Raw genomic sequence first — 21,256 nt, forward strand, 5'->3', positions numbered from 1 at the left:
AGGAGAGAATGGATGACGACAGAAAAATTATCACCTGGCATGCAACAGTATGTGGATATTAAAAAACAATATCCAGATGCTTTTTTGCTCTTTCGTATGGGTGATTTTTATGAGTTATTTTACGAAGATGCAGTCAATGCTGCCCAGATACTAGAAATTTCACTAACCAGTCGCAATAAGAATGCTGAAAATCCTATTCCCATGGCTGGAGTTCCTTATCACTCAGCACAACAGTATATTGATGTCTTAGTGGAGCGTGGCTACAAGGTTGCCATTGCTGAGCAGATGGAGGATCCTAAGCAGGCAGTAGGGGTTGTTAAGCGCGAGGTTGTGCAGGTGATTACCCCTGGTACAGTCGTCGATAGTAGTAAACCAGATAGTCAAAACAACTTTTTGGTGGCTATCGACCGTGACGGTCAGCAATTTGGTTTGGCATACATGGACTTAGTGACGGGTGATTTCTATGTGACAGGTTTATTGGATTTTACCCTGGTCTGTGGTGAAATCCGAAATCTTAAGGCAAGAGAAGTTGTCATCGGCTATACCTTAACTGAAGAGGAAGAACAGATTCTCAGCCGTCAAATGAATTTGGTGCTTTCTTATGAGAAAGAATCATTTGAAGACATACATCTACTGGATCCACGATTGGCACCCGTTGAACAAGCTGCCAGCAGTAAGCTTCTCCAGTATGTCCATCGGACTCAGATGAGAGAACTGAACCATTTGAAACCAGTTGTCCGTTATGAAATTAAGGATTTCTTGCAGATGGATTATGCAACCAAGGCTAGTTTAGATCTAGTAGAAAATGCTCGTTCTGGCAAGAAACAAGGGAGTCTTTTCTGGTTGCTAGATGAAACTAAGACTGCCATGGGAATGCGTCTTTTGCGCTCTTGGATTCACCGTCCCTTGATTGACAAGGATCGTATCCTTGAACGTCAGGAGGTTGTACAGGTCTTTCTGAATTATTTCTTTGAACGTAGTGATTTGACAGAAAGCCTAAAGGGAGTCTACGATATTGAGCGCCTGGCTAGTCGTGTTTCTTTTGGGAAAAGCAATCCTAAAGACCTCTTGCAATTAGCGACTACCTTGGGAAGTGTTCCACGAATTCGAGCAATTTTAGAAGGAATGGAGCAACCAGCTCTTGCCTATCTGATTGAACAATTAGATCCTATTCCTGAGTTGGAAAATCTCATTAGCGCAGCCATTGCTCCTGAGGCTCCTCACGTGATTACAGAGGGTGGTATTATCCGGACTGGCTTTGATGAGACCTTGGACAAGTATCGTCGGGTACTGAGAGAAGGAACCAGCTGGATTGCTGAAATTGAGGCTAAGGAAAGAGAAAACTCTGGCATCAGTACGCTCAAGATTGATTACAATAAAAAGGATGGCTACTATTTCCATGTCACCAACTCGCAGCTAGGAAATGTACCAGCCCACTTTTTCCGTAAGGCTACGCTAAAAAATTCAGAGCGTTTTGGGACAGAGGAGTTGGCGCGTATCGAGGGAGAAATGCTAGAGGCGCGTGAGAAGTCAGCCAGCCTTGAATATGAAATCTTTATGCGTATCCGTGAAGAAGTTGGTAAGTATATCCAACGTCTACAAGCCCTGGCCCAAGGAATCGCTACTGTCGATGTCTTACAAGGACTAGCGGTAGTAGCAGAAAATCAGCACTTGATCCGTCCAGAGTTTGGTCAGGATTCGCGAATTGACATTCAAAAAGGTCGTCACGCTGTCGTTGAGAAGGTCATGGGAGCCCAAACCTATATTCCCAATAGTATCCAAATGGGTGAAGATACTAGCATCCAGCTGATTACAGGGCCTAATATGAGCGGGAAGTCAACCTATATGCGTCAGCTAGCTATGACAGCAGTTATGGCCCAGCTGGGTTCTTATGTGCCAGCAGAAAGTGCTCACTTGCCAATTTTTGATGCAATTTTTACCCGTATCGGGGCGGCAGATGACTTGGTTTCAGGCCAGTCCACCTTTATGGTCGAGATGATGGAGGCCAATAATGCCATTGCGCATGCGACTGAGAAATCCCTCATTCTCTTTGATGAGCTAGGACGTGGAACGGCAACCTATGATGGCATGGCCTTGGCTCAGGCAATTATCGAGTATATTCATGAACATATCGGAGCCAAGACTCTCTTTGCGACTCATTACCATGAATTGACTAGTTTGGAGACTAGTCTGGGACATCTGGTTAACGTTCACGTGGCTACACTTGAGCAAAATGGACAGGTTACATTCCTTCACAAGATCGAAGCAGGACCAGCTGATAAATCATACGGTATTCACGTAGCTAAGATTGCAGGTTTACCGGTAGACTTGCTGAAAAGAGCAGATGAAATTTTAACTCAATTAGAGAGTCAAGGTCAGGAAAGTCCTGTTCCAATGAAACAAACACATGCAGTCTCTGAACAAATTTCCCTATTTGACTCGGCGGAAGAAAATCCTATCCTAGCAGAATTGGCTAAAGTAGATGTGTACAATATGACACCGATGCAGGCCATGAATCTCTTGTTAGAATGGAAACAAAAATTATAAATCAAAACCCACTCAGTCCTGTGAGTGGGTTTCTGTTGTATTATTTCTTCTGAGCCAATAGTTGATTGATGTGGGCAACCTTCTTTGATTCTCTTTTATAAAGAATCGTCCAGATGATGAGATATACGATGGCAAACTCTGGGATGAGTTGAAGGATGAAAGTCCAGCGAAGTGGAAACCAACCTGCCAGAATTGCTAGAGGAACAAAACCTAATAGCATGAGGAAGAAGTGAGTGACAGTTGCACGAAGAAGGCTCCAGTCTTTGGCAAAGAGACGGCTACCAAAACTAAAGAGGACTCCGATAGCTGCCCAGATAAGTGCACAGTAGAGTAAAACTAGAGCGCCATGTACCTGTTGTTGGATCATGAATTGGCCAATCAAAGAGTTGGGGCTAAGTGGTGCGTAGTTGCTTGGTGAATAGATAAAAGAAAAGATAATAGATAGAATGAGGCCGATGAGGATACCAGTTGTGGCATCGTGAAATACTTGTTTTTTCATAGTTCTAGTTTCTCCTTAATAGCTTTGAGGTAACGGCGGGATGAGTATGTGAAACTGTCGTTTTTAAGATAGATTTCAATCAAGCCGTTAGAGGTTAGTTTTAGATGACTGATAGCATCAATGTTGACAATTTCCGATTGGGAAATTTGGATAAAGGAAGCAGGTAGAATTTCACTTGCTTGGTAAAGACGAATGTCGAGCGCATAGGTTTGGCTATCCGTTTCAGCCAACACTTTACGGTTTTCAATATAAACGCGCTGAATAGTACCGACTTCAATGAGATAAAGCTGATCTTGAAATTTTCCTTTAAGAGTTTCTTTTTGATCCAGTGATTGAACAAAGTCTTGAACTTTTTGAACTCTAGGGGACAAAGATGGTGCTTCTATGATGATTTGTTCTTCTGCATATTGTTGATCAATGTCAAGTCTGACTTTCATATTTTCTCCTTTGTAAAGTTGTAATAGAGATCTCTTACTTACAAATCTATTAAACACCTTTTTCTTGGCAATTACAAGAAGCTTTGTCTATGTGGTCAGTTGAAGAGCCTATCTGGTAGGTGACCGTTTTCATAGAATTTTTAGAGTAAAGAAGTCAAAAAATAAGAAGAAATATATTGACAAAGATAGAAAAACGTGGTACAATAATAGACGGTACTTTTTACTTTTGGTCTCTCAAGAGTGTACAGGGACGTGCTGACAAATGTTGCAAAAGTACACACAGATGATAGCTGTCACCAAGTGTATCATCACCAAAAATAAAAAAACACAGGAGAATGTAGATGCCTACAATTAACCAATTGGTTCGCAAACCGCGTAAATCAAAAGTAGAAAAATCTAAATCACCAGCTTTGAACGTTGGTTACAACAGTCATAAAAAAGTTCAAACAAACGTTTCTTCACCACAAAAACGTGGTGTTGCAACTCGTGTTGGAACAATGACACCTAAAAAACCTAACTCTGCCCTTCGTAAATTTGCTCGTGTACGTTTGAGCAACCTTATCGAAGTTACTGCCTACATCCCAGGTATCGGACACAACTTGCAAGAGCACAGCGTGGTGCTTCTTCGCGGTGGACGTGTAAAAGACCTTCCAGGGGTACGTTACCATATCGTCCGTGGTGCACTTGATACTGCAGGTGTTAACGATCGTAAACAAGGCCGTTCTAAATACGGTACTAAACGTCCGAAAAAAGCATAAGGAAAGGGGATAAAGAGAAATGAGTCGTAAAAATAGAGCTCCAAAACGTGACGTATTGCCAGATCCGCTTTACAATTCACAATTAGTTACTCGTCTTATCAACCGCGTTATGCTTGACGGTAAACGTGGTACAGCTGCTTCAATCGTTTACGGTGCTTTTGAACAAATCAAAGAAGTTACTGGTAACGATGCACTTGAAGTATTTGAAACAGCTATGGAAAACATCATGCCTGTACTTGAAGTACGTGCACGTCGTGTTGGTGGTTCTAACTACCAAGTCCCAGTTGAAGTTCGTCCAGAACGTCGTACAACACTTGGACTTCGTTGGTTGGTAACAATCGCTCGCCTTCGTGGTGAACACACAATGCAAGACCGTCTTGCAAAAGAAATCTTGGATGCTGCTAACAACACTGGTGCAGCAGTTAAGAAACGTGAAGACACTCACCGTATGGCTGAAGCTAACCGTGCCTTCGCACACTTCCGTTGGTAATAAAATGATACTAAGAGCGGCAAAGGCACAAGGCAAAAATAGGAAACTGATGCAGTGTTCCGTGAACACAAAGCGGTTTATCTTTTTTGCACCGGGCCTCGCTCGGGTTCAAATCAGTTAACTTGAGCTTTTAGCCCGGGTTCAATTTAGCTCGGTCAGCTCTTAGCTATAACTCAACTTACCATTTCGTAAGTTGAAACCAACAATAACAAGATAAACATTGAGAACGGGTAGGTCCTGCCTATCCGTTTTTATTAAATCGTGTTATAATAGAATAGAAATAAAAAATATAGGAGAAACAAACCTCATGGCACGCGAATTTTCACTTGAAAAAACTCGTAATATCGGTATCATGGCTCACGTCGATGCTGGTAAAACAACTACTACTGAGCGTATCCTTTACTACACTGGTAAAATCCACAAAATCGGTGAAACTCACGAAGGTGCGTCACAAATGGACTGGATGGAGCAAGAGCAAGAACGTGGTATCACTATCACATCTGCTGCGACAACAGCTCAATGGAACAACCACCGTGTAAACATCATCGACACACCAGGACACGTGGACTTCACAATCGAAGTACAACGTTCTCTTCGTGTATTGGACGGTGCGGTTACAGTTCTTGACTCACAATCAGGTGTTGAGCCTCAAACTGAAACAGTTTGGCGTCAAGCAACTGAGTACGGAGTTCCACGTATCGTATTTGCCAACAAAATGGACAAAATTGGTGCTGACTTCCTTTACTCAGTAAGCACACTTCACGATCGTCTTCAAGCAAACGCACACCCAATTCAATTGCCAATCGGTGCTGAAGATGACTTCCGTGGTATCATCGACTTGATCAAGATGAAAGCTGAAATCTATACTAACGACCTTGGTACAGATATCCTTGAAGAAGATATTCCAGCTGAATACCTTGAGCAAGCTCAAGAATACCGTGAAAAATTGATCGAAGCAGTTGCTGAAACTGACGAAGAATTGATGATGAAATACCTCGAAGGTGAAGAAATCACTAACGAAGAATTGAAAGCTGGTATCCGTAAAGCGACTATCAACGTTGAATTCTTCCCAGTATTGTGTGGTTCTGCCTTCAAGAACAAAGGAGTTCAATTGATGCTTGATGCGGTTATCGACTACCTTCCAAGCCCGCTTGATATCCCAGCAATCAAAGGTATCAACCCAGATACAGATGAAGAAGAAACTCGTCCAGCATCTGATGAAGAGCCATTTGCAGCTCTTGCCTTCAAGATCATGACTGACCCATTCGTAGGTCGTTTGACATTCTTCCGTGTTTACTCAGGTGTTCTTCAATCAGGTTCTTACGTATTGAACACTTCTAAAGGTAAACGTGAACGTATCGGACGTATCCTTCAAATGCACGCTAACAGCCGTCAAGAAATCGACACTGTTTACTCAGGTGATATCGCTGCTGCCGTTGGTTTGAAAGACACTACAACTGGTGACTCATTGACAGATGAAAAAGCTAAAATCATCCTTGAGTCAATCAACGTTCCAGAACCAGTTATCCAATTGATGGTTGAGCCAAAATCTAAAGCAGACCAAGACAAGATGGGTATCGCCCTTCAAAAATTGGCTGAAGAAGATCCAACATTCCGCGTTGAAACTAACGTTGAAACTGGTGAAACAGTTATCTCTGGTATGGGTGAGCTTCACCTTGATGTCCTTGTTGACCGTATGCGTCGTGAGTTCAAAGTTGAAGCGAATGTAGGTGCTCCTCAAGTATCTTACCGTGAAACATTCCGCGCTTCTACTCAAGCACGTGGATTCTTCAAACGTCAGTCTGGTGGTAAAGGTCAGTTCGGTGATGTATGGATTGAATTTACTCCAAACGAAGAAGGAAAAGGATTCGAATTCGAAAACGCAATCGTCGGTGGTGTGGTTCCTCGTGAATTTATCCCAGCGGTTGAAAAAGGTTTGGTAGAATCTATGGCTAACGGTGTTCTTGCTGGTTACCCAATGGTTGACGTTAAAGCTAAGCTTTACGATGGTTCATACCACGATGTCGACTCATCTGAAACTGCCTTCAAGATCGCTGCATCTCTTGCACTTAAAGAAGCTGCTAAGACTGCACAACCAGCTATCCTTGAACCAATGATGCTTGTAACAATCACTGTTCCAGAAGAAAACCTTGGTGATGTTATGGGTCACGTAACTGCTCGTCGTGGACGTGTAGATGGTATGGAAGCACACGGTAACAGCCAAATCGTTCGTGCTTACGTTCCACTTGCTGAAATGTTCGGTTACGCAACAGTTCTTCGTTCTGCATCACAAGGACGTGGTACATTCATGATGGTATTCGACCACTACGAAGATGTACCTAAGTCAGTACAAGAAGAAATCATTAAGAAAAACAAAGGTGAAGAATAATTCACCGTCACTTTAAAAGAAGTCACTTTGTGGCTTCTTTTTCTGTTTGGTAGAAATAGGAAAAAGTGCCTCAAATATGGTAAAATAGAAGGAGTATATTGTGAGGAAAATGGATGTCAACCACTTTTGAAATTTTAATGAATCAGTTGGGAATACCCGCTGAAATGAGAAATCATGAGGCCTTCTCTCAGGCTGAAATAGAACAAGTCATTGTTCATAAACGAAGCAAAGTTTGGGAGTTTCATTTTGTTTTTGAAAATATCTTGCCTTTTGAACTTTTTCTAGAGTTGAAAAGAGGCTTGAAAGAAGAATTCTCAAAAACGGGAAATCAGGCTAGTTTTGAGATAAAAACGCGAAATCAGGAATTTTCTAGAGAACTTTTACAAGCCTACTATCGAGAGGCTTTTTCGGATGGACCTTGCGCCAGTCAAGGTTTTCGTTCTATATATCAGAATTTTCAGGTGCGTTTTGAAAATGACCAGTTAATCATTGAAGCTTCTGAAGCCGCAGATACTGAGCATTTTAGAAAAAATCATCTTCCAAATCTTAGCAAACAGTTGGAACACTTTGGTTTTCCTAAACTTTCCTGCAGTTTAGAAAAAAATGAAGAACTCACGAGGGAAGAGCAAGAGGCTTTTCAGACGGAAAATCAAATGATTATCCAAGCTGCTAATGAAGAAACACTTCGGGCTATGGAACAATTGGAACAGATGGCGCCACCACCTCCAGTAGAGGATAAGCCTGTCTTTGATTTCCAAGCCAAGAAAGCATCTGCCAAGCCAAAACTAGACAAGGCAGAGATTACTCCTATGATCGAGGTCAATACTGAGGAGAACCGTCTGGTTTTTGAAGGAGTTGTCTTTGATGTTGAGCAGAAGGTGACTAGAACGGGTCGTGTCTTAATCAACTTCAAGATGACGGACTATACTTCTAGTTTCTCCATGCAAAAATGGGTCAAAAATGAAGAAGAAGCTCAGAAATTTGACATGATCAAGAAAAATTCCTGGCTCCGTGTTCGTGGGAATGTTGAGGTCAATAATTTCACGCGTGATTTGACCATGAATGTGCAAGATGTCCAGGAAGTCGTCCACTATGAACGGAAAGACTTAATGCCAGAGGGAGAACGTCGTGTTGAGTTCCATGCGCACACCAACATGTCGACCATGGATGCTCTTCCAGAAGTTGAAGAACTCGTTGCGAAAGCAGCTAAATGGGGACACAAGGCGGTAGCAATCACAGACCACGGCAATGTGCAGTCATTCCCTCATGGCTATAAAGCGGCTAAGAAGGCTGGTATTCAGCTGATTTATGGAATGGAAGCCAATATCGTTGAAGACCGTGTTCCTATCGTTTATAACGAAGTGGAGATGGACCTTTCTGAAGCTACTTATGTAGTTTTTGACGTGGAAACGACAGGACTTTCAGCTATCTATAATGACTTGATTCAGGTGGCGGCTTCCAAGATGTATAAGGGCAATATCGTCGCTGAATTTGATGAATTTATCAATCCTGGGCACCCCTTGTCAGCCTTTACTACGGAATTGACAGGAATTACGGATGAGCATGTGAAAAATGCAAAACCCTTGATTCAAGTTCTGAAAGAATTCCAAGAATTCTGTAAAGATACCGTTCTTGTAGCCCACAATGCAACCTTTGACGTTGGCTTTATGAATGCCAACTATGAACGTCATGGCCTGCCAAAAATCACTCAACCCGTCATCGATACGCTAGAATTCGCAAGAAATCTCTATCCTGAGTATAAACGTCATGGTCTAGGACCTTTGACTAAGCGTTTTGGTATTGCCCTAGAACACCACCACATGGCCAACTACGATGCGGAAGCAACTGGTCGTTTGCTCTTTATCTTTATTAAGGAAGTAGCAGAAAAACACGGTGTGACAGATTTGGCGCGATTAAACCTTGATTTAATCAGTCCAGATTCTTATAAAAAAGCTCGCGTCAAGCATGCAACTATCTATGTGAAAAATCAGGTGGGCTTGAAAAATATCTTTAAGCTGGTATCTCTGTCAAATACCCAGTATTTTGAAGGAGTACCACGAATTCCACGTACGGTACTGGATGCCCATCGAGAAGGTTTAATCTTGGGTTCTGCTTGTACAGAAGGGGAAGTCTTTGATGCAGTCGTATCACAAGGTGTTGATGCAGCGGTCGAAGTTGCTAAATACTATGACTTTATCGAGGTGATGCCTCCGGCAATCTATGCACCTCTGATTGCCAAAGAGCAGGTCAAGGACATGGAGGAGCTCCACACCATTATCAAGAGTTTGATAGAGGTTGGAGATCGTCTAGACAAGCCAGTTCTTGCGACAGGAAATGTCCACTATATCGAACCTGAGGATGAGATTTATCGAGAAATCATCGTCCGCAGTCTAGGTCAGGGTGCCATGATTAACCGAACGATCGGCCATGGAGAAGCTGCCCAACCAGCTCCACTACCCAAGGCACACTTTAGAACAACCAATGAAATGTTGGATGAATTTGCCTTTCTAGGAGAAGACTTGGCTCGTAAGATTGTCATTGAAAATACCAATGCCTTGGCAGAAATCTTTGAGCCTGTTGAGGTCGTTAAAGGTGACTTGTATACACCTTTCATTGACCAAGCCGAAGAAACCGTTGCCGAATTAACCTATAAAAAAGCTTTTGAAATTTATGGAAATCCACTCCCAGATATCGTTGATTTACGGATTGAAAAGGAATTGACTTCTATCCTGGGGAATGGGTTCGCCGTGATTTATCTGGCTTCGCAAATGCTAGTGCATCGTTCCAATGAACGAGGTTACTTGGTTGGTTCCCGTGGGTCTGTTGGATCCAGTTTCGTTGCGACCATGATTGGGATTACCGAGGTCAACCCTCTCTCTCCTCACTATGTCTGTGGTCAGTGTCAGTACAGTGAGTTTATTACGGATGGTTCCTATGGTTCAGGCTTTGATATGCCAAATAAAGACTGTCCAAACTGTGGCCACAAACTCAGCAAGAATGGACAGGATATTCCTTTCGAGACCTTCCTTGGTTTTGACGGGGACAAGGTACCCGATATCGATTTAAACTTCTCGGGTGAGGATCAGCCGAGCGCCCACTTGGATGTACGTGATATCTTTGGCGAAGAATATGCCTTCCGTGCAGGAACGGTAGGTACGGTGGCTGCTAAGACAGCCTATGGATTTGTCAAGGGTTACGAGCGTGACTATGGCAAGTTCTACCGTGAAGCCGAAGTAGAGCGCCTAGCCCAAGGAGCTGCTGGTGTTAAACGGACGACTGGTCAGCACCCAGGGGGAATCGTTGTTATCCCTAACTATATGGATGTCTATGACTTTACTCCAGTACAGTATCCTGCAGATGATGTAACTGCTGAATGGCAGACCACTCACTTTAACTTCCACGATATCGATGAGAATGTCCTCAAGCTCGATGTCCTTGGTCATGATGATCCGACCATGATTCGGAAACTTCAGGACTTGTCAGGCATTGATCCAAATGATATTCCTATGGATGACCCTGGCGTCATGGCCCTCTTCTCAGGAACCGATATTCTGGGAGTGACGCCTGAACAAATCGGCACCTCAACTGGTATGCTTGGTATTCCAGAGTTTGGGACCAACTTTGTTCGTGGAATGGTGGATGAAACCCATCCGACGACCTTTGCGGAGTTGCTTCAGCTTTCTGGTCTGTCTCACGGTACCGACGTTTGGTTGGGAAATGCCCAAGACTTAATTAAGGCTGGAATTGCGGACCTGTCAACCGTTATCGGATGTCGGGATGACATCATGGTTTACCTCATGCACGCTGGTCTAGATCCAAAGATGGCCTTTACTATTATGGAGCGTGTACGTAAGGGAATGTGGCTCAAAATCTCTGAAGAAGAGCGCAACGGTTATATCGAAGCCATGAAGGCCAATAATGTGCCTGAGTGGTATATCGAATCTTGTGGGAAAATTAAGTACATGTTCCCTAAAGCCCACGCGGCTGCCTACGTTATGATGGCCCTTCGTGTGGCCTACTTCAAGGTTCATCATCCGATTTATTACTACTGTGCTTACTTCTCAATCCGTGCCAAGGCCTTTGATATCAAAACTATGGGGGCAGGCTTGGATGCTATTAAACGCAAAATGCAAGAAATTGCTGAAAAACGAAAGAACAATGAAGCTTCCAACGTAGAAATCGACCTTTACACAACGCTTGAAATCGTCAATGAGATGTGGGAACGTGGTTTCAAATTTGGCAAGCTAGATCTATACCGTAGTGATGCGACTGAATTTATCATCGATGGAGATACCCTCATCCCACCGTTTGTCGCTATGGATGGGCTAGGTGAGAACGTTGCCAAGCAATTGGTTCGTGCCCGTCAAGAGGGAGAATTCCTCTCTAAAACAGAACTGCGCAAGCGCGGTGGGCTCTCATCAACCTTGGTTGAAAAGATGGATGAAATGGGCATTCTCGGTAATATGCCAGAGGACAACCAGTTGAGTTTGTTTGATGATTTGTTTTAATAGTTTGAAATGTCTTATGTAGGTTTGAGGTTAGTTAATGATGGTAAAGAAAAACAGAGCAACACCTTGGAAACCAGGGAAAGTTATTTCCATATGCTTGCGAAATGGCGTTTACGTATTAGCACAAATGGTGCGTGATCCCTATCTAGTATTTTTCAACCATTTTAACGAAGAAAACAATTGGGAGGGAGTGACCTTGAAAGAGGAGGATATCCTCTTTTGTAAGGCTGTTACTCGCCAGTTTCTACGCTATAGTTCTGTAGCGATTGTCAAAGAAGTTACCCCCCTGTTAGATTATGAACTGCCTAAAGAATGGATTTATAGCCATATTGGAGGTCATCCTATTACTGTTTCAGTAAAGGGAAGGGAGCGCCAACTTGCTGGTTTTGGTAGACGGTGTTCTTTGGTTCTGGCGGATAAAGACAGTGGACTACCAGAAGATAATCCACTTATGGGACTCTTCCAATCCTATATCATATCAGATATCAAAGAACAGGATTGGGATCGGGTAGGTCAGGCTGAACACATGTCTATTGAAGTATTTCCAACACTCAACGAACGTCTCTATCTTTGCTTTCTTTATGGGAAAAATATAAATCCAGAACAAGATATCTCTTTAGGAAAGCCTCTACCTGATGACTATGAAACCTATATAGATATCCTCACAAATAGTCCAGAGGCACGACGCCTCTACCTAGGAGAGCATGAAGAATAAGAAAGGACATTTCATGAAACTCAGAATTTTTGCGGAAGATAAGCCAGCTGAGAAGGTGTTTGAGTACCAATTGGAACTTGCTGATCAGACAATTCTTCTATCGACAGCACTCTTGTCAGGTGCTATTGCTTTGGCAGGATTATTTTCTGCTTTGAAAGAAAAATAAAAATAGAAAAGAGAAAACAGAATGGTTTTACCAAATTTTAAAGAAAATCTAGAAAAATACGCTAAGCTTTTGGTTGCAAACGGAGTGAACGTGCAACCTGGTCATACCTTGGCTCTCTCTATCGATGTGGAGCAACGCGAGTTGGCTCACTTAATTGTCAAAGAAGCCTATGCACTTGGAGCGCACGAAGTTATCGTTCAATGGGCAGATGACTTTGTAAACCGTGAAAAATTCCTTCACGCGCCGATGGAGCGTTTGGACAATGTACCAGAATACAAGATTGCTGAGATGAACTACCTTCTTGAAAACAAAGCAAGTCGTCTCGGTGTTCGTTCTTCTGACCCAGGTGCCTTGAACGGAGTGGACGCTGAAAAGCTTTCAGCTTCTGCCAAAGCTATGGGAATTGCTATGAAGCCAATGCGTATTGCAACTCAATCTAATAAGGTTAGCTGGACGGTTGCTGCTGCAGCTGGACTCGAGTGGGCTAAGAAAGTCTTTCCAAATGCAGCAAGCGACGAAGAAGCAGTAGACCTCCTTTGGGACCAAATCTTTAAGACTTGCCGTATCTACGAAGAAGACCCAGTTAAGGCTTGGGAAGAACATGCTGCTATCCTCAAGAGCAAGGCTCAAATGCTTAACAAAGAGCAATTCTCAGCTCTTCACTACACAGCACCTGGAACTGATTTGACACTTGGCTTGCCTAAGAACCACGTTTGGGAATCAGCCGGAGCGATCAATGCCCAAGGTGAAGGATTCTTGCCAAATATGCCAACAGAAGAAGTCTTTACAGCTCCTGACTTCCGTCGTGCTGATGGTTATGTAACGTCTACAAAACCACTCAGCTACAATGGAAATATCATCGAAGGCATCAAGGTGACCTTTGAAAATGGAGAAATTGTTGATATCACTGCTGAAAAGGGTGACCAGGTTATGAAGGACCTTGTCTTTAAGAATGCTGGTGCGCGTGCCTTGGGTGAATGTGCCTTGGTACCAGATCCAAGTCCAATTTCCCAGTCAGGGATTACCTTCTTTAATACTCTTTTCGATGAAAATGCTTCGAACCACTTGGCTATCGGTGCAGCCTATGCAACTAGCGTTGTTGGAGGAGCAGAGATGAGCGAAGAAGAACTTGAAGCTGCAGGACTTAACCGTTCAGATGTTCACGTTGACTTTATGATTGGTTCTAACCAAATGGATATCGATGGTATCCGTGAGGATGGAACACGCGTACCACTCTTCCGCAATGGAGATTGGGCAATTTAAGGAGAATCTATGCTTGGAAGTATGTTTGTCGGGCTTTTAATCGGACTACTAGCAGGAGCTATCACAAATCGTGGCGAACGAATGGGATGCTTCGGGAAAATGTTTCTCGGCTGGATTGGTGCTTTTTTAGGACAATTACTCTTTGGTTCTTGGGGACCAAGCCTAAGCGGTACAGCCATTATCCCATCAGTTCTCGGTGCCATGATTTTGCTAGCCATCTTCTGGGAAAGAGGAAGCTAAGATTCGATTTAGAAGGCAGATTAACTTTAAAGAATCATAACCACCCGTCTAACGGGTGGTTTGCACCAGGGCTATAAGCCCAAATTACCAGCCAGCGCCTAAAGACGCTGGCTTTCACGTTGTTCAAGCCTCATTGCTCTTGACTCGTCACTTGCCTCTTAAAGAGGCGTGAGTATTACTTACCACTATCCCTAAAGGGATCCTCATATTCTTTTACACTCAATTTATCTAGTGCTATATCATGCTTTTCCTGCTCTTGAATATATTTCTTAATTGTGGCTTCATTAAGCCCTACTGTACTCACATAATAACCTTCCGCCCAGAAATGCCGATTCCCAAACTTATACTTGAGGTTGGCGTGTTTATCAAACATCATGAGTGCACTTTTACCTTTTAAATACCCCATGAAACTTGAAATACTTATCCTCGGTGGAATACTTACCAACATATGTACATGATCAGGCATTAAATGACCTTCTATAATCTCAACACCTTTATAACTGCACAAACGATGAAATATTTCTCCCAAACTACTTCGATATTGATTATAGATGACTTTTCGTCTATACTTAGGGGTGAACACAATGTGATACTTACAGTGCCACTTTGTGTGTGATAAACTATGAGACTTTTGTACCATGGTTTTCTCCTTTCGCTTTACAATTGGCTTGAACACCTTTATTGTATCGCGTTTGGAGTTTTTTTGGTATAACCTTCGACGCGCACCCGCATAGCGGGTGGTTTATTTGTCTCGCACCTCACGGAGCGAGACGGACTAATAGTCACATAATAAGAGAGAGGCTGGGACAAAAGTCCTAGCCTCTCAATTGTCTTTGGATTGTCGATCAAGACGCAGTGGTTGAGTGGCCTCTACTACGCTGATTTCATCAGCTTTTACAGCCCTACTCAACTGTGCGGAGGTGGTACGACGAAATCGAATTCTAACGAATTACCGATTTCTGTCCCACTCTCTCTTTTTAGGTCGCTATATAAAGTCCTTTGAAAGCACTCATCTGGACTTTGTCACAGACCTTTCAGTGACTGGTTCTTTTTATATTGCCTCAAGTATGGTACAATAAAAGCATGAGAATTCAACAATTACACTATATTATCAAAATTGTAGAGACTGGTTCGATGAATGAGGCGGCCAAGCAACTCTTTATTACACAACCTAGTCTATCAAATGCAGTTCGTGACCTAGAAAATGAGATGGGAATTGAGATTTTTATCCGAAATCCCAAAGGAATCACCCTCACACGTGATGGGATGGAATTTTTATCCTATGCCCGTCAGGTTGTCGAGCAAACTCAACTTCTAGAAGAACGCTATAAGAACCCAATCGCTCATCGCGAGCTTTTTAGTGTGTCTTCGCAGCACTATGCTTTTGTGGTTAATGCCTTTGTTTCCTTGCTCAAGAAAAGCGATATGGAAAAGTACGAGCTTTTTTTGCGTGAAACCAGAACTTGGGAAATCATCGATGACGTCAAAAACTTCCGTAGTGAAGTAGGAGTCCTCTTTTTAAATAGCTATAACCGAGATGTTCTTTCGAAGATGTTGGATGACAACCATCTGGTTGCCCACCATCTCTTTACAGCACAGCCCCATATCTTTGTCAGCAAGACCAACCCTCTTGCCAAAAAAGACAAGGTGCAACTAGCAGACTTGGAAGACTTCCCTTACTTGAGTTATGACCAAGGAACCCATAATTCCTTCTATTTCTCAGAAGAGATTTTGTCACAGGAACACCACAAGAAATCCATCGTGGTTAGTGACCGTGCGACCTTGTTCAATCTCTTGATTGGTTTAGATGGCTATACCATAGCGACAGGTATCCTCAATAGTAATCTTAATGGAGACAATATTGTCTCGATTCCACTTGATATTGATGATCCCATTGAGCTGGTTTATATCCAGCATGAAAAGACAAGCTTATCCAAGATGGGTGAACGCTTCATCGAGTACCTACTTGAAGAAGTTCGCTTTGATAGCTAATCATAAGTACATTAGAAAAGAAAAGGAAAAATGACACCAATGAATACCAATGATTTTGATTTTCACTTGCCAGAGGAACTGATTGCTCAAACACCTCTGGAAAAGCGCGATGCCTCTAAGCTTTTGATGGTCAATCGCCAGACTGGAGAATTTCAAGATCGCCATTTTCACTCCATTATTGAAATGCTAGAGCCAGGTGATGCCCTAGTTATGAATGACACCCGCGTCTTGCCAGCACGACTTCATGGTCAAAAGGAAGAAACAGGTGGACATGTTGAACTCTTGCTTTTGAAAAATACAGCTGGAGACGAATGGGAAGTCTTGGCGAAACCAGCCAAACGTCTCAAGGTCGGTGCCCGAGTTGTCTTTGGTGATGGTCGCCTCAGCGCAGTCGTGACCGAGGAATTAACCCATGGAGGCCGTATTGTCCGTTTTGAGTATGAAGGGATTTTCCTAGAAGTGCTTGAAAGCCTGGGAGAAATGCCGCTTCCTCCTTATATCCACGAAAAGTTGGATGACCGTGAACGGTACCAAACAGTCTATGCCAAGGAAAGTGGTTCAGCTGCTGCTCCAACTGCAGGTCTGCATTTTACCAAAGAATTACTAGAAGAAATCCAGCAAAAAGGTGTTCACCTAGTTTACTTGACCTTGCACGTTGGTCTTGGAACCTTTAGACCTGTTTCCGTAGATAATCTAGACGAACATGAGATGCACTCAGAATTTTATCAATTGTCTGAGGAAGCTGCAGCGACCTTGCGTCAGGTCAAGGAAAATGGTGGCCGTGTCATTGCTGTGGGTACAACCTCTATCCGTACACTAGAAACCATCGGAAGCAAGTTTGATGGGCAAATCCAAGCCGACTCTGGCTGGACCAATATCTTTATCAAGCCAGGCTATGACTGGAAAGTTGTTGATGCCTTCTCAACCAATTTCCATTTACCGAAGTCTACCTTGGTCATGCTTGTTTCTGCCTTTGCAGGGCGAGAATTGGTCCTTGAAGCCTATCAGCATGCTATCGATGAAAAATACCGTTTCTTTAGTTTTGGTGATGCCATGTTTATCTATTAAGAATAGAAGGGCTAATTCCTGATTGGATTAGCCTTTTTTGGTGTCAAATAACTATTGAATTATATGGAAATAAATGATACACTGAAAACTACAGGTTAGCCGTCAAAAATATATGTAATTTCAGGCTAGCTATTTTAGATGCAGATGAGACTCTATCATCATTTTAAAAGGAGATTATCATGAAAAAAACATTGCGCTACACCAGTCTTTCAGCTCTTGCCTTGTTGGCTGCGGTGACACTTGTTGCTTGTGGAGGAAATACTGAAAAAACTACAGCATCTTCAAGCAAAGAGGCCTCATCCTCTAAAGTAACAAAGGAGTCATCAAGTAAAACAGAAGCTAGTCAAAAAGAGGAGCAGAAGTCTGAGACGAGCCCATCAAGTTCCGCAAGCACTCAAACGGATAAGAAGGAAGAGAAGAAAAAATCTCCAGAAGCTTACGCAAAATTCCTTGGGACTTGGGAAAACTATGCTGGAACAACTGCTACAGTTACAGAGGATGGAATTGTAACCATTCAAAGTTCAAAAGGAACCTTCCAGTATGAAATGGGCCAAGTAGAGGAAAAAGATGGCTACTATTCAACAGGAATCCATCTTGTCGATGGTGGAGAAGGAGCGCGCCTCATCTTTACACCAGCAGGTGTAGCAAATGAATTGACTGGTACGGATGGCAGCCAAGACGTCTTGGCAATCGGCCAATCACCAAGTGACAAAGATAGTCATTTTTATCGTAACTAAGCATGAGAACAGGAAGTAAGGGTGCGTAATCGCCCTTGCTTTTTTTATGTTTTCGAAGCATAAATTTTAAATCATTCGAGTTTATACGACGTTTAAGTTGGATAATGAACAAGTCCACTTTAAAGTGAAAGATAATAAGGATAATATCAAAAAAGCCCTACATCAGGGCTTTTTTTACTTGCTAATATAAGAAATCAATGCCGTAGTTTTCTTTTAGATAGGTTGCCAACTCGGCTTTTTCTTCCTCTCTAAATCGACAGAGGCTAAGGGTGAGTCGCAATATCAGGGCACTTGTATTGATGATAACATTTGACTTAGAAATATCTTCTAGTTGGGTGACCTCTCTCAGGTCAAAATCTAAATAGTAAGCCTTGCTATTGGTATGGTCAGGGTCACTGACATCCACTTCAACATAAGATGCTCGCAACAATTCTTCTTTTGGGATGAAAATTTCCTTGGAAAAGAAGAGCCCAGGATAGACATAAATACCTTCCAAGGTGAACTCAAAGGAGAGTCTGCGACTAGAAAGTCTTTTGATGCCTGCAATCGTTGCATAGATAGCAGCGAAAAAGAGGATGGTTGGAACCACAGTGAGAAGACTAAGCTGGGAAAAGTCGATCAACCCATGCGCGAGAAAAAAGAAAAATTGAAAGAATACACCCGCCGCAAAGACTAGATAGCCGACACCGACATATTTTGAATAATAGATTTTCATAGAAACCTCCAGATATAGAATTGAACTCGCAAATGTTTTTTCAGTAGAAGGAGTAAAAATCGTGGAGAGATAAAATTCTAGGTATTCCCATCATATCCTATGGAGCGAAGTTCTGTCAACCTTTTAGCAAGCTCCAAATCTTAGCTATCCTATGATCTAGCAGTTAGTTTGTGGTATACTAGGATAAAAATATTCCAAACTTTGACAACATATTTTCATAGATAGAAAGAGGTATGTATGTTTTTTCTCGGACGTCGTCGTGTCTTTATTGGCGAATGTGACGGTCAAGCTGTTTATTATGACCAAAAGACAGGAGAGGCTTTAGCTGCTCCAAAGAGTAGGTTGCTCAATACTGAAAAAGCTGGTGACACGAATTCCTTTATTCCTGACTTGGTCATTCTCTTACTAGCAGGTGGACCTGCAATCTCGGGCTTCTTTTCCCTCAAGTTTATTGGTGTCTACAACTGGTTCAGTCTAGCCTGTATTCTTCTCTTTTGGTTGATGCAGTTTTTCTCGTTAGTTGCTTTACTCGAACGAGCTCTCTATAAAAATGTTCGTAAGGCCCATCCAACGACAGAGAAAGTCTTTTACTATGCAGCAGCTCATAATTTGTTTGTCAAAAACCAGTTTGATCCCAGACAACTGTCTGCTTTACCTTATCGATTTGCTCGCTTTGTAGTAAATATAGTATCCATCTATTATTTTTTGTATTTCTTGACCCTTCCTCTAAAATTTGGCCAACCAATTAATGAAAGCTATGGTTTGTGGTTGACTAGCTTGTTATTCTTTTCAGTCTTTCTTTTGTATAACCAAAACAATCCAGTTCGCTTTGTGAAGATTATGAGATTATACAGCCAAGGAAAAGTACGATTTAAGGAAGAAGTGGAACATTGAGAAACTATCTTTGGGGATAGCCCCTAAATACTTAGATAAACAAAAAAGCCTTGCAATCAAGGCTTTTTCCTGTTGTTTAGATGCCCCCTGCAGGCTCTTTGAAAGAAACTTAGAAAAATCTAAAATGAAATTATTTCAAAATGGGGTAAAAGCAAAATTTCCCTCCCTACTTTCTCAATTATTCCTAATTTTAGTTCCAAAAAGCTTCAATTCATAATCTAATTATAATATGGGTAATGGGTACTATCTTATTACATTCAGATTTTTGTTCTCTTCAAAGAGTTATGTAGGCTTTATGGTTTTAAATAGGTAAAAAGTTGAATTATAGTGAGTATTGTGTCACAATAGGTAATATATAAATAATTAATGGAATGGATATAATTCTTTCCTACCTTTACAAGAAGGATTGGTTGCACCTTTTTTATCTAGCAATTATGGTTAGCTTTCAAGTTTAGCTAGTTTTTAAAAGCTCTGATTTCGACTCAATAAAACAAATTTCAGAAGTGCAAAAGACAAGATGGTGACATTGCTACAGTCAGTCGCCATGTCTTGCTGGCACAGGCTGTTTGTGCCGTCAGCTATTTACCAGTCAATTTGATCAAAGGGCTTAATTATTATTTTTGAAAGGTCTTTTATGGAAAAAATTCTTTCTTTAGGTCTGACAGGTAAGAAATTACTTGTTCAGGGTTTCTTGTTTGTTCTGCTAGGTCTTATCTTGATGGTCACGGGAACTTGGTTGCCAGTGACGGTTATTCGACTGGTTCTGTTTTTAGCTTGGATAGCAACGGTCTTAGATTTAGTATTACGTATTTTCAAAAAAAGTCAGTCAACGGACACCTTGGGAGTTGCACTGGTTAAATTGTTAGTGATGGGATATTTGCTAGGCTCGAATCTTGCTACTGATGTGCCAATTTATATTTTGGCTCTTGTGATTGGAATTTCTCAGATTTTTCATGCTAGTATCAACCTTGTCACCTATGTTCTCTACCGCAAAAACAAAATTCGACCTCGTTTTCGTTTCTTACTAGATGGTCTCGTACTAGTTTTTCTTGGTGGGACTAGTCTTTTGTCCTCTACAGGAAATTCTGTCTTTCAACTCTTTGTATTAGGGGCTTATTTTTTCCTTTATGGTGTGTCCAATATCCGTGACGGTTTCTTATTTGAAAAGGAAATTGGGAAAAACCATCTCAAACGTCGTGTCAGAATGAGCTTACCTATTGCCCTAGCCGCTCTCATCCCTGCAAGTACTTTAGCAAAAATCAATAAATTCATGCAGGAAAATGCTGATGAGGAAGAGGAAATCTATCTTGGAATGGTGAAGTTTGGTAAGACAGCAGATCTTGAAATTTTCGTTCATACAGCGGAGACTTCTCTATTTTCAGCTATTGGTCATGTGGACCTTTGTTATCAAGGACGTGTGATTTCTTATGGAAACTATGATCCGTCATCTGAGACCTTATTTGGTATGGTTGGAGATGGTGTTTTATATTTTTGCGACCGTGATAAGTACATTGACTTATGTAAACGGGAGAGTCAAAAAACGCTATTTGGTTACGGAATAGATTTGACACCGGAAATGGAAGAAGCGGTTCAGGAAAAATTAGCTGAATTAAAACAACTAACGATTCCTTGGGAGCCAAGCGCAGATAAAATTAAAACGGAAGATGGTAAGGAAGACTACACCTACGCTTATAAAATCAGACATGAGACGGATGGGGAACTTTATAAATTTATCAAATCTAAGTTTAAATCCTACTTTGTCTTATCTACAAACTGTGTGCTCTTGGCTGATACCATAGTCGGTCAGGCTGGCACCGATATCCTCTCACCCAAAGGAT

18 protein-coding genes are annotated in these 21,256 nt (G+C 42.0%); 14 read left to right on the forward strand and 4 right to left on the reverse strand.

The features are described from left to right. Positions 1-12 precede the first annotated feature (12 nt). Positions 13-2,547: a DNA mismatch repair protein MutS gene (gene mutS / locus PCY17_RS06165; RefSeq protein ID WP_301392185.1), complete on the forward strand. Its 2,535-nt coding sequence runs from the start codon at positions 13-15 to the stop codon at positions 2,545-2,547. A gap of 40 nt (positions 2,548-2,587) precedes the next feature. Here mutS and PCY17_RS06170 read toward each other — a convergent pair whose 3' ends face one another. Continuing rightward, positions 2,588-3,046: a DUF3021 domain-containing protein gene (locus PCY17_RS06170; RefSeq protein WP_301392187.1), complete on the reverse strand. Its 459-nt coding sequence runs from the start codon at positions 3,044-3,046 to the stop codon at positions 2,588-2,590. After that, positions 3,043-3,483 carry a LytTR family DNA-binding domain-containing protein gene (locus PCY17_RS06175; RefSeq protein WP_301392188.1) on the reverse strand — a complete coding sequence of 147 codons (441 nt, stop codon included), beginning with the start codon at positions 3,481-3,483 and terminating at the stop codon, positions 3,043-3,045. Before PCY17_RS06175 ends, PCY17_RS06170 begins: the two co-directional genes overlap by 4 nt. Before the next feature lie 341 nt (positions 3,484-3,824). On the opposite strand from PCY17_RS06175, the gene rpsL reads away from it, so the two are divergent. The 8 genes from rpsL to PCY17_RS06215 all read left to right on the forward strand — a co-directional run bounded on the left by rpsL (position 3,825) and on the right by PCY17_RS06215 (position 14,012). Then, positions 3,825-4,241, forward strand: a complete 417-nt coding sequence (rpsL, locus tag PCY17_RS06180; protein WP_001142333.1) for a 30S ribosomal protein S12 — start codon at positions 3,825-3,827, stop codon at positions 4,239-4,241. 19 nt (positions 4,242-4,260) lie between these two features. Next, positions 4,261-4,731, forward strand: coding sequence for a 30S ribosomal protein S7 (gene rpsG, locus PCY17_RS06185; RefSeq protein WP_000087876.1), 471 nt, complete (start codon positions 4,261-4,263; stop codon positions 4,729-4,731). Between the two features lie 307 nt (positions 4,732-5,038). After that, positions 5,039-7,120, forward strand: a complete 2,082-nt coding sequence (gene fusA / locus PCY17_RS06190; protein WP_049527297.1) for an elongation factor G — start codon at positions 5,039-5,041, stop codon at positions 7,118-7,120. Between the two features lie 113 nt (positions 7,121-7,233). Continuing rightward, positions 7,234-11,628 carry a PolC-type DNA polymerase III gene (locus PCY17_RS06195; RefSeq protein ID WP_301392190.1) on the forward strand — a complete coding sequence of 1,465 codons (4,395 nt, stop codon included), beginning with the start codon at positions 7,234-7,236 and terminating at the stop codon, positions 11,626-11,628. A gap of 37 nt (positions 11,629-11,665) precedes the next feature. Beyond that, positions 11,666-12,343 (forward strand): hypothetical protein, encoded by a 678-nt coding sequence (locus tag PCY17_RS06200; protein ID WP_301392191.1) that lies wholly within the window; start codon positions 11,666-11,668, stop codon positions 12,341-12,343. Between the two features lie 13 nt (positions 12,344-12,356). Continuing rightward, the gene (locus tag PCY17_RS06205; protein ID WP_000776626.1) at positions 12,357-12,509 is read left to right on the forward strand and encodes a hypothetical protein; all 153 of its coding nucleotides are present in this window, start codon (positions 12,357-12,359) and stop codon (positions 12,507-12,509) included. A gap of 21 nt (positions 12,510-12,530) precedes the next feature. Then, positions 12,531-13,772 carry an aminopeptidase gene (locus PCY17_RS06210; RefSeq protein ID WP_301392196.1) on the forward strand — a complete coding sequence of 414 codons (1,242 nt, stop codon included), beginning with the start codon at positions 12,531-12,533 and terminating at the stop codon, positions 13,770-13,772. Positions 13,773-13,781: 9 nt separating this feature from the next. Further along, positions 13,782-14,012 carry a GlsB/YeaQ/YmgE family stress response membrane protein gene (locus PCY17_RS06215; protein ID WP_045763100.1) on the forward strand — a complete coding sequence of 77 codons (231 nt, stop codon included), beginning with the start codon at positions 13,782-13,784 and terminating at the stop codon, positions 14,010-14,012. A gap of 175 nt (positions 14,013-14,187) precedes the next feature. Here the strand turns inward: PCY17_RS06215 and tnpA are convergent, their stop codons facing one another. Then, positions 14,188-14,652, reverse strand: coding sequence for an IS200/IS605 family transposase (gene tnpA, locus PCY17_RS06220; RefSeq protein WP_223140326.1), 465 nt, complete (start codon positions 14,650-14,652; stop codon positions 14,188-14,190). Between the two features lie 443 nt (positions 14,653-15,095). Here tnpA and PCY17_RS06225 point away from each other — a divergent pair, with 443 nt between their 5' ends. From PCY17_RS06225 to PCY17_RS06235, 3 genes are all read left to right on the forward strand, one after another. Next, positions 15,096-16,004 carry a LysR family transcriptional regulator gene (locus PCY17_RS06225; protein ID WP_025171295.1) on the forward strand — a complete coding sequence of 303 codons (909 nt, stop codon included), beginning with the start codon at positions 15,096-15,098 and terminating at the stop codon, positions 16,002-16,004. Between the two features lie 39 nt (positions 16,005-16,043). After that, positions 16,044-17,072: a tRNA preQ1(34) S-adenosylmethionine ribosyltransferase-isomerase QueA gene (gene queA, locus PCY17_RS06230; protein ID WP_049548401.1), complete on the forward strand. Its 1,029-nt coding sequence runs from the start codon at positions 16,044-16,046 to the stop codon at positions 17,070-17,072. A gap of 179 nt (positions 17,073-17,251) precedes the next feature. Next, positions 17,252-17,809, forward strand: a complete 558-nt coding sequence (locus PCY17_RS06235) for an ABC transporter substrate-binding protein (RefSeq protein ID WP_301392198.1) — start codon at positions 17,252-17,254, stop codon at positions 17,807-17,809. 181 nt (positions 17,810-17,990) lie between these two features. Here PCY17_RS06235 and PCY17_RS06240 read toward each other — a convergent pair whose 3' ends face one another. Further along, a complete protein-coding gene (locus PCY17_RS06240) occupies positions 17,991-18,524 on the reverse strand; it encodes a hypothetical protein (protein WP_301392199.1) in 534 nt (177 codons plus the stop codon). Positions 18,525-18,761: 237 nt separating this feature from the next. Between PCY17_RS06240 and PCY17_RS06245 the strand changes: the two genes are divergently transcribed. Further along, positions 18,762-19,418 (forward strand): hypothetical protein, encoded by a 657-nt coding sequence (locus PCY17_RS06245; RefSeq protein WP_301392201.1) that lies wholly within the window; start codon positions 18,762-18,764, stop codon positions 19,416-19,418. 634 nt (positions 19,419-20,052) lie between these two features. Next, positions 20,053-21,256, forward strand: a 1,204-nt coding sequence (locus PCY17_RS06250; RefSeq protein ID WP_301392202.1) for a DUF308 domain-containing protein, incomplete at its 3' end; no start/stop codon positions are given.

Source organism: Streptococcus sp. SO2 (assembly GCF_030440025.1).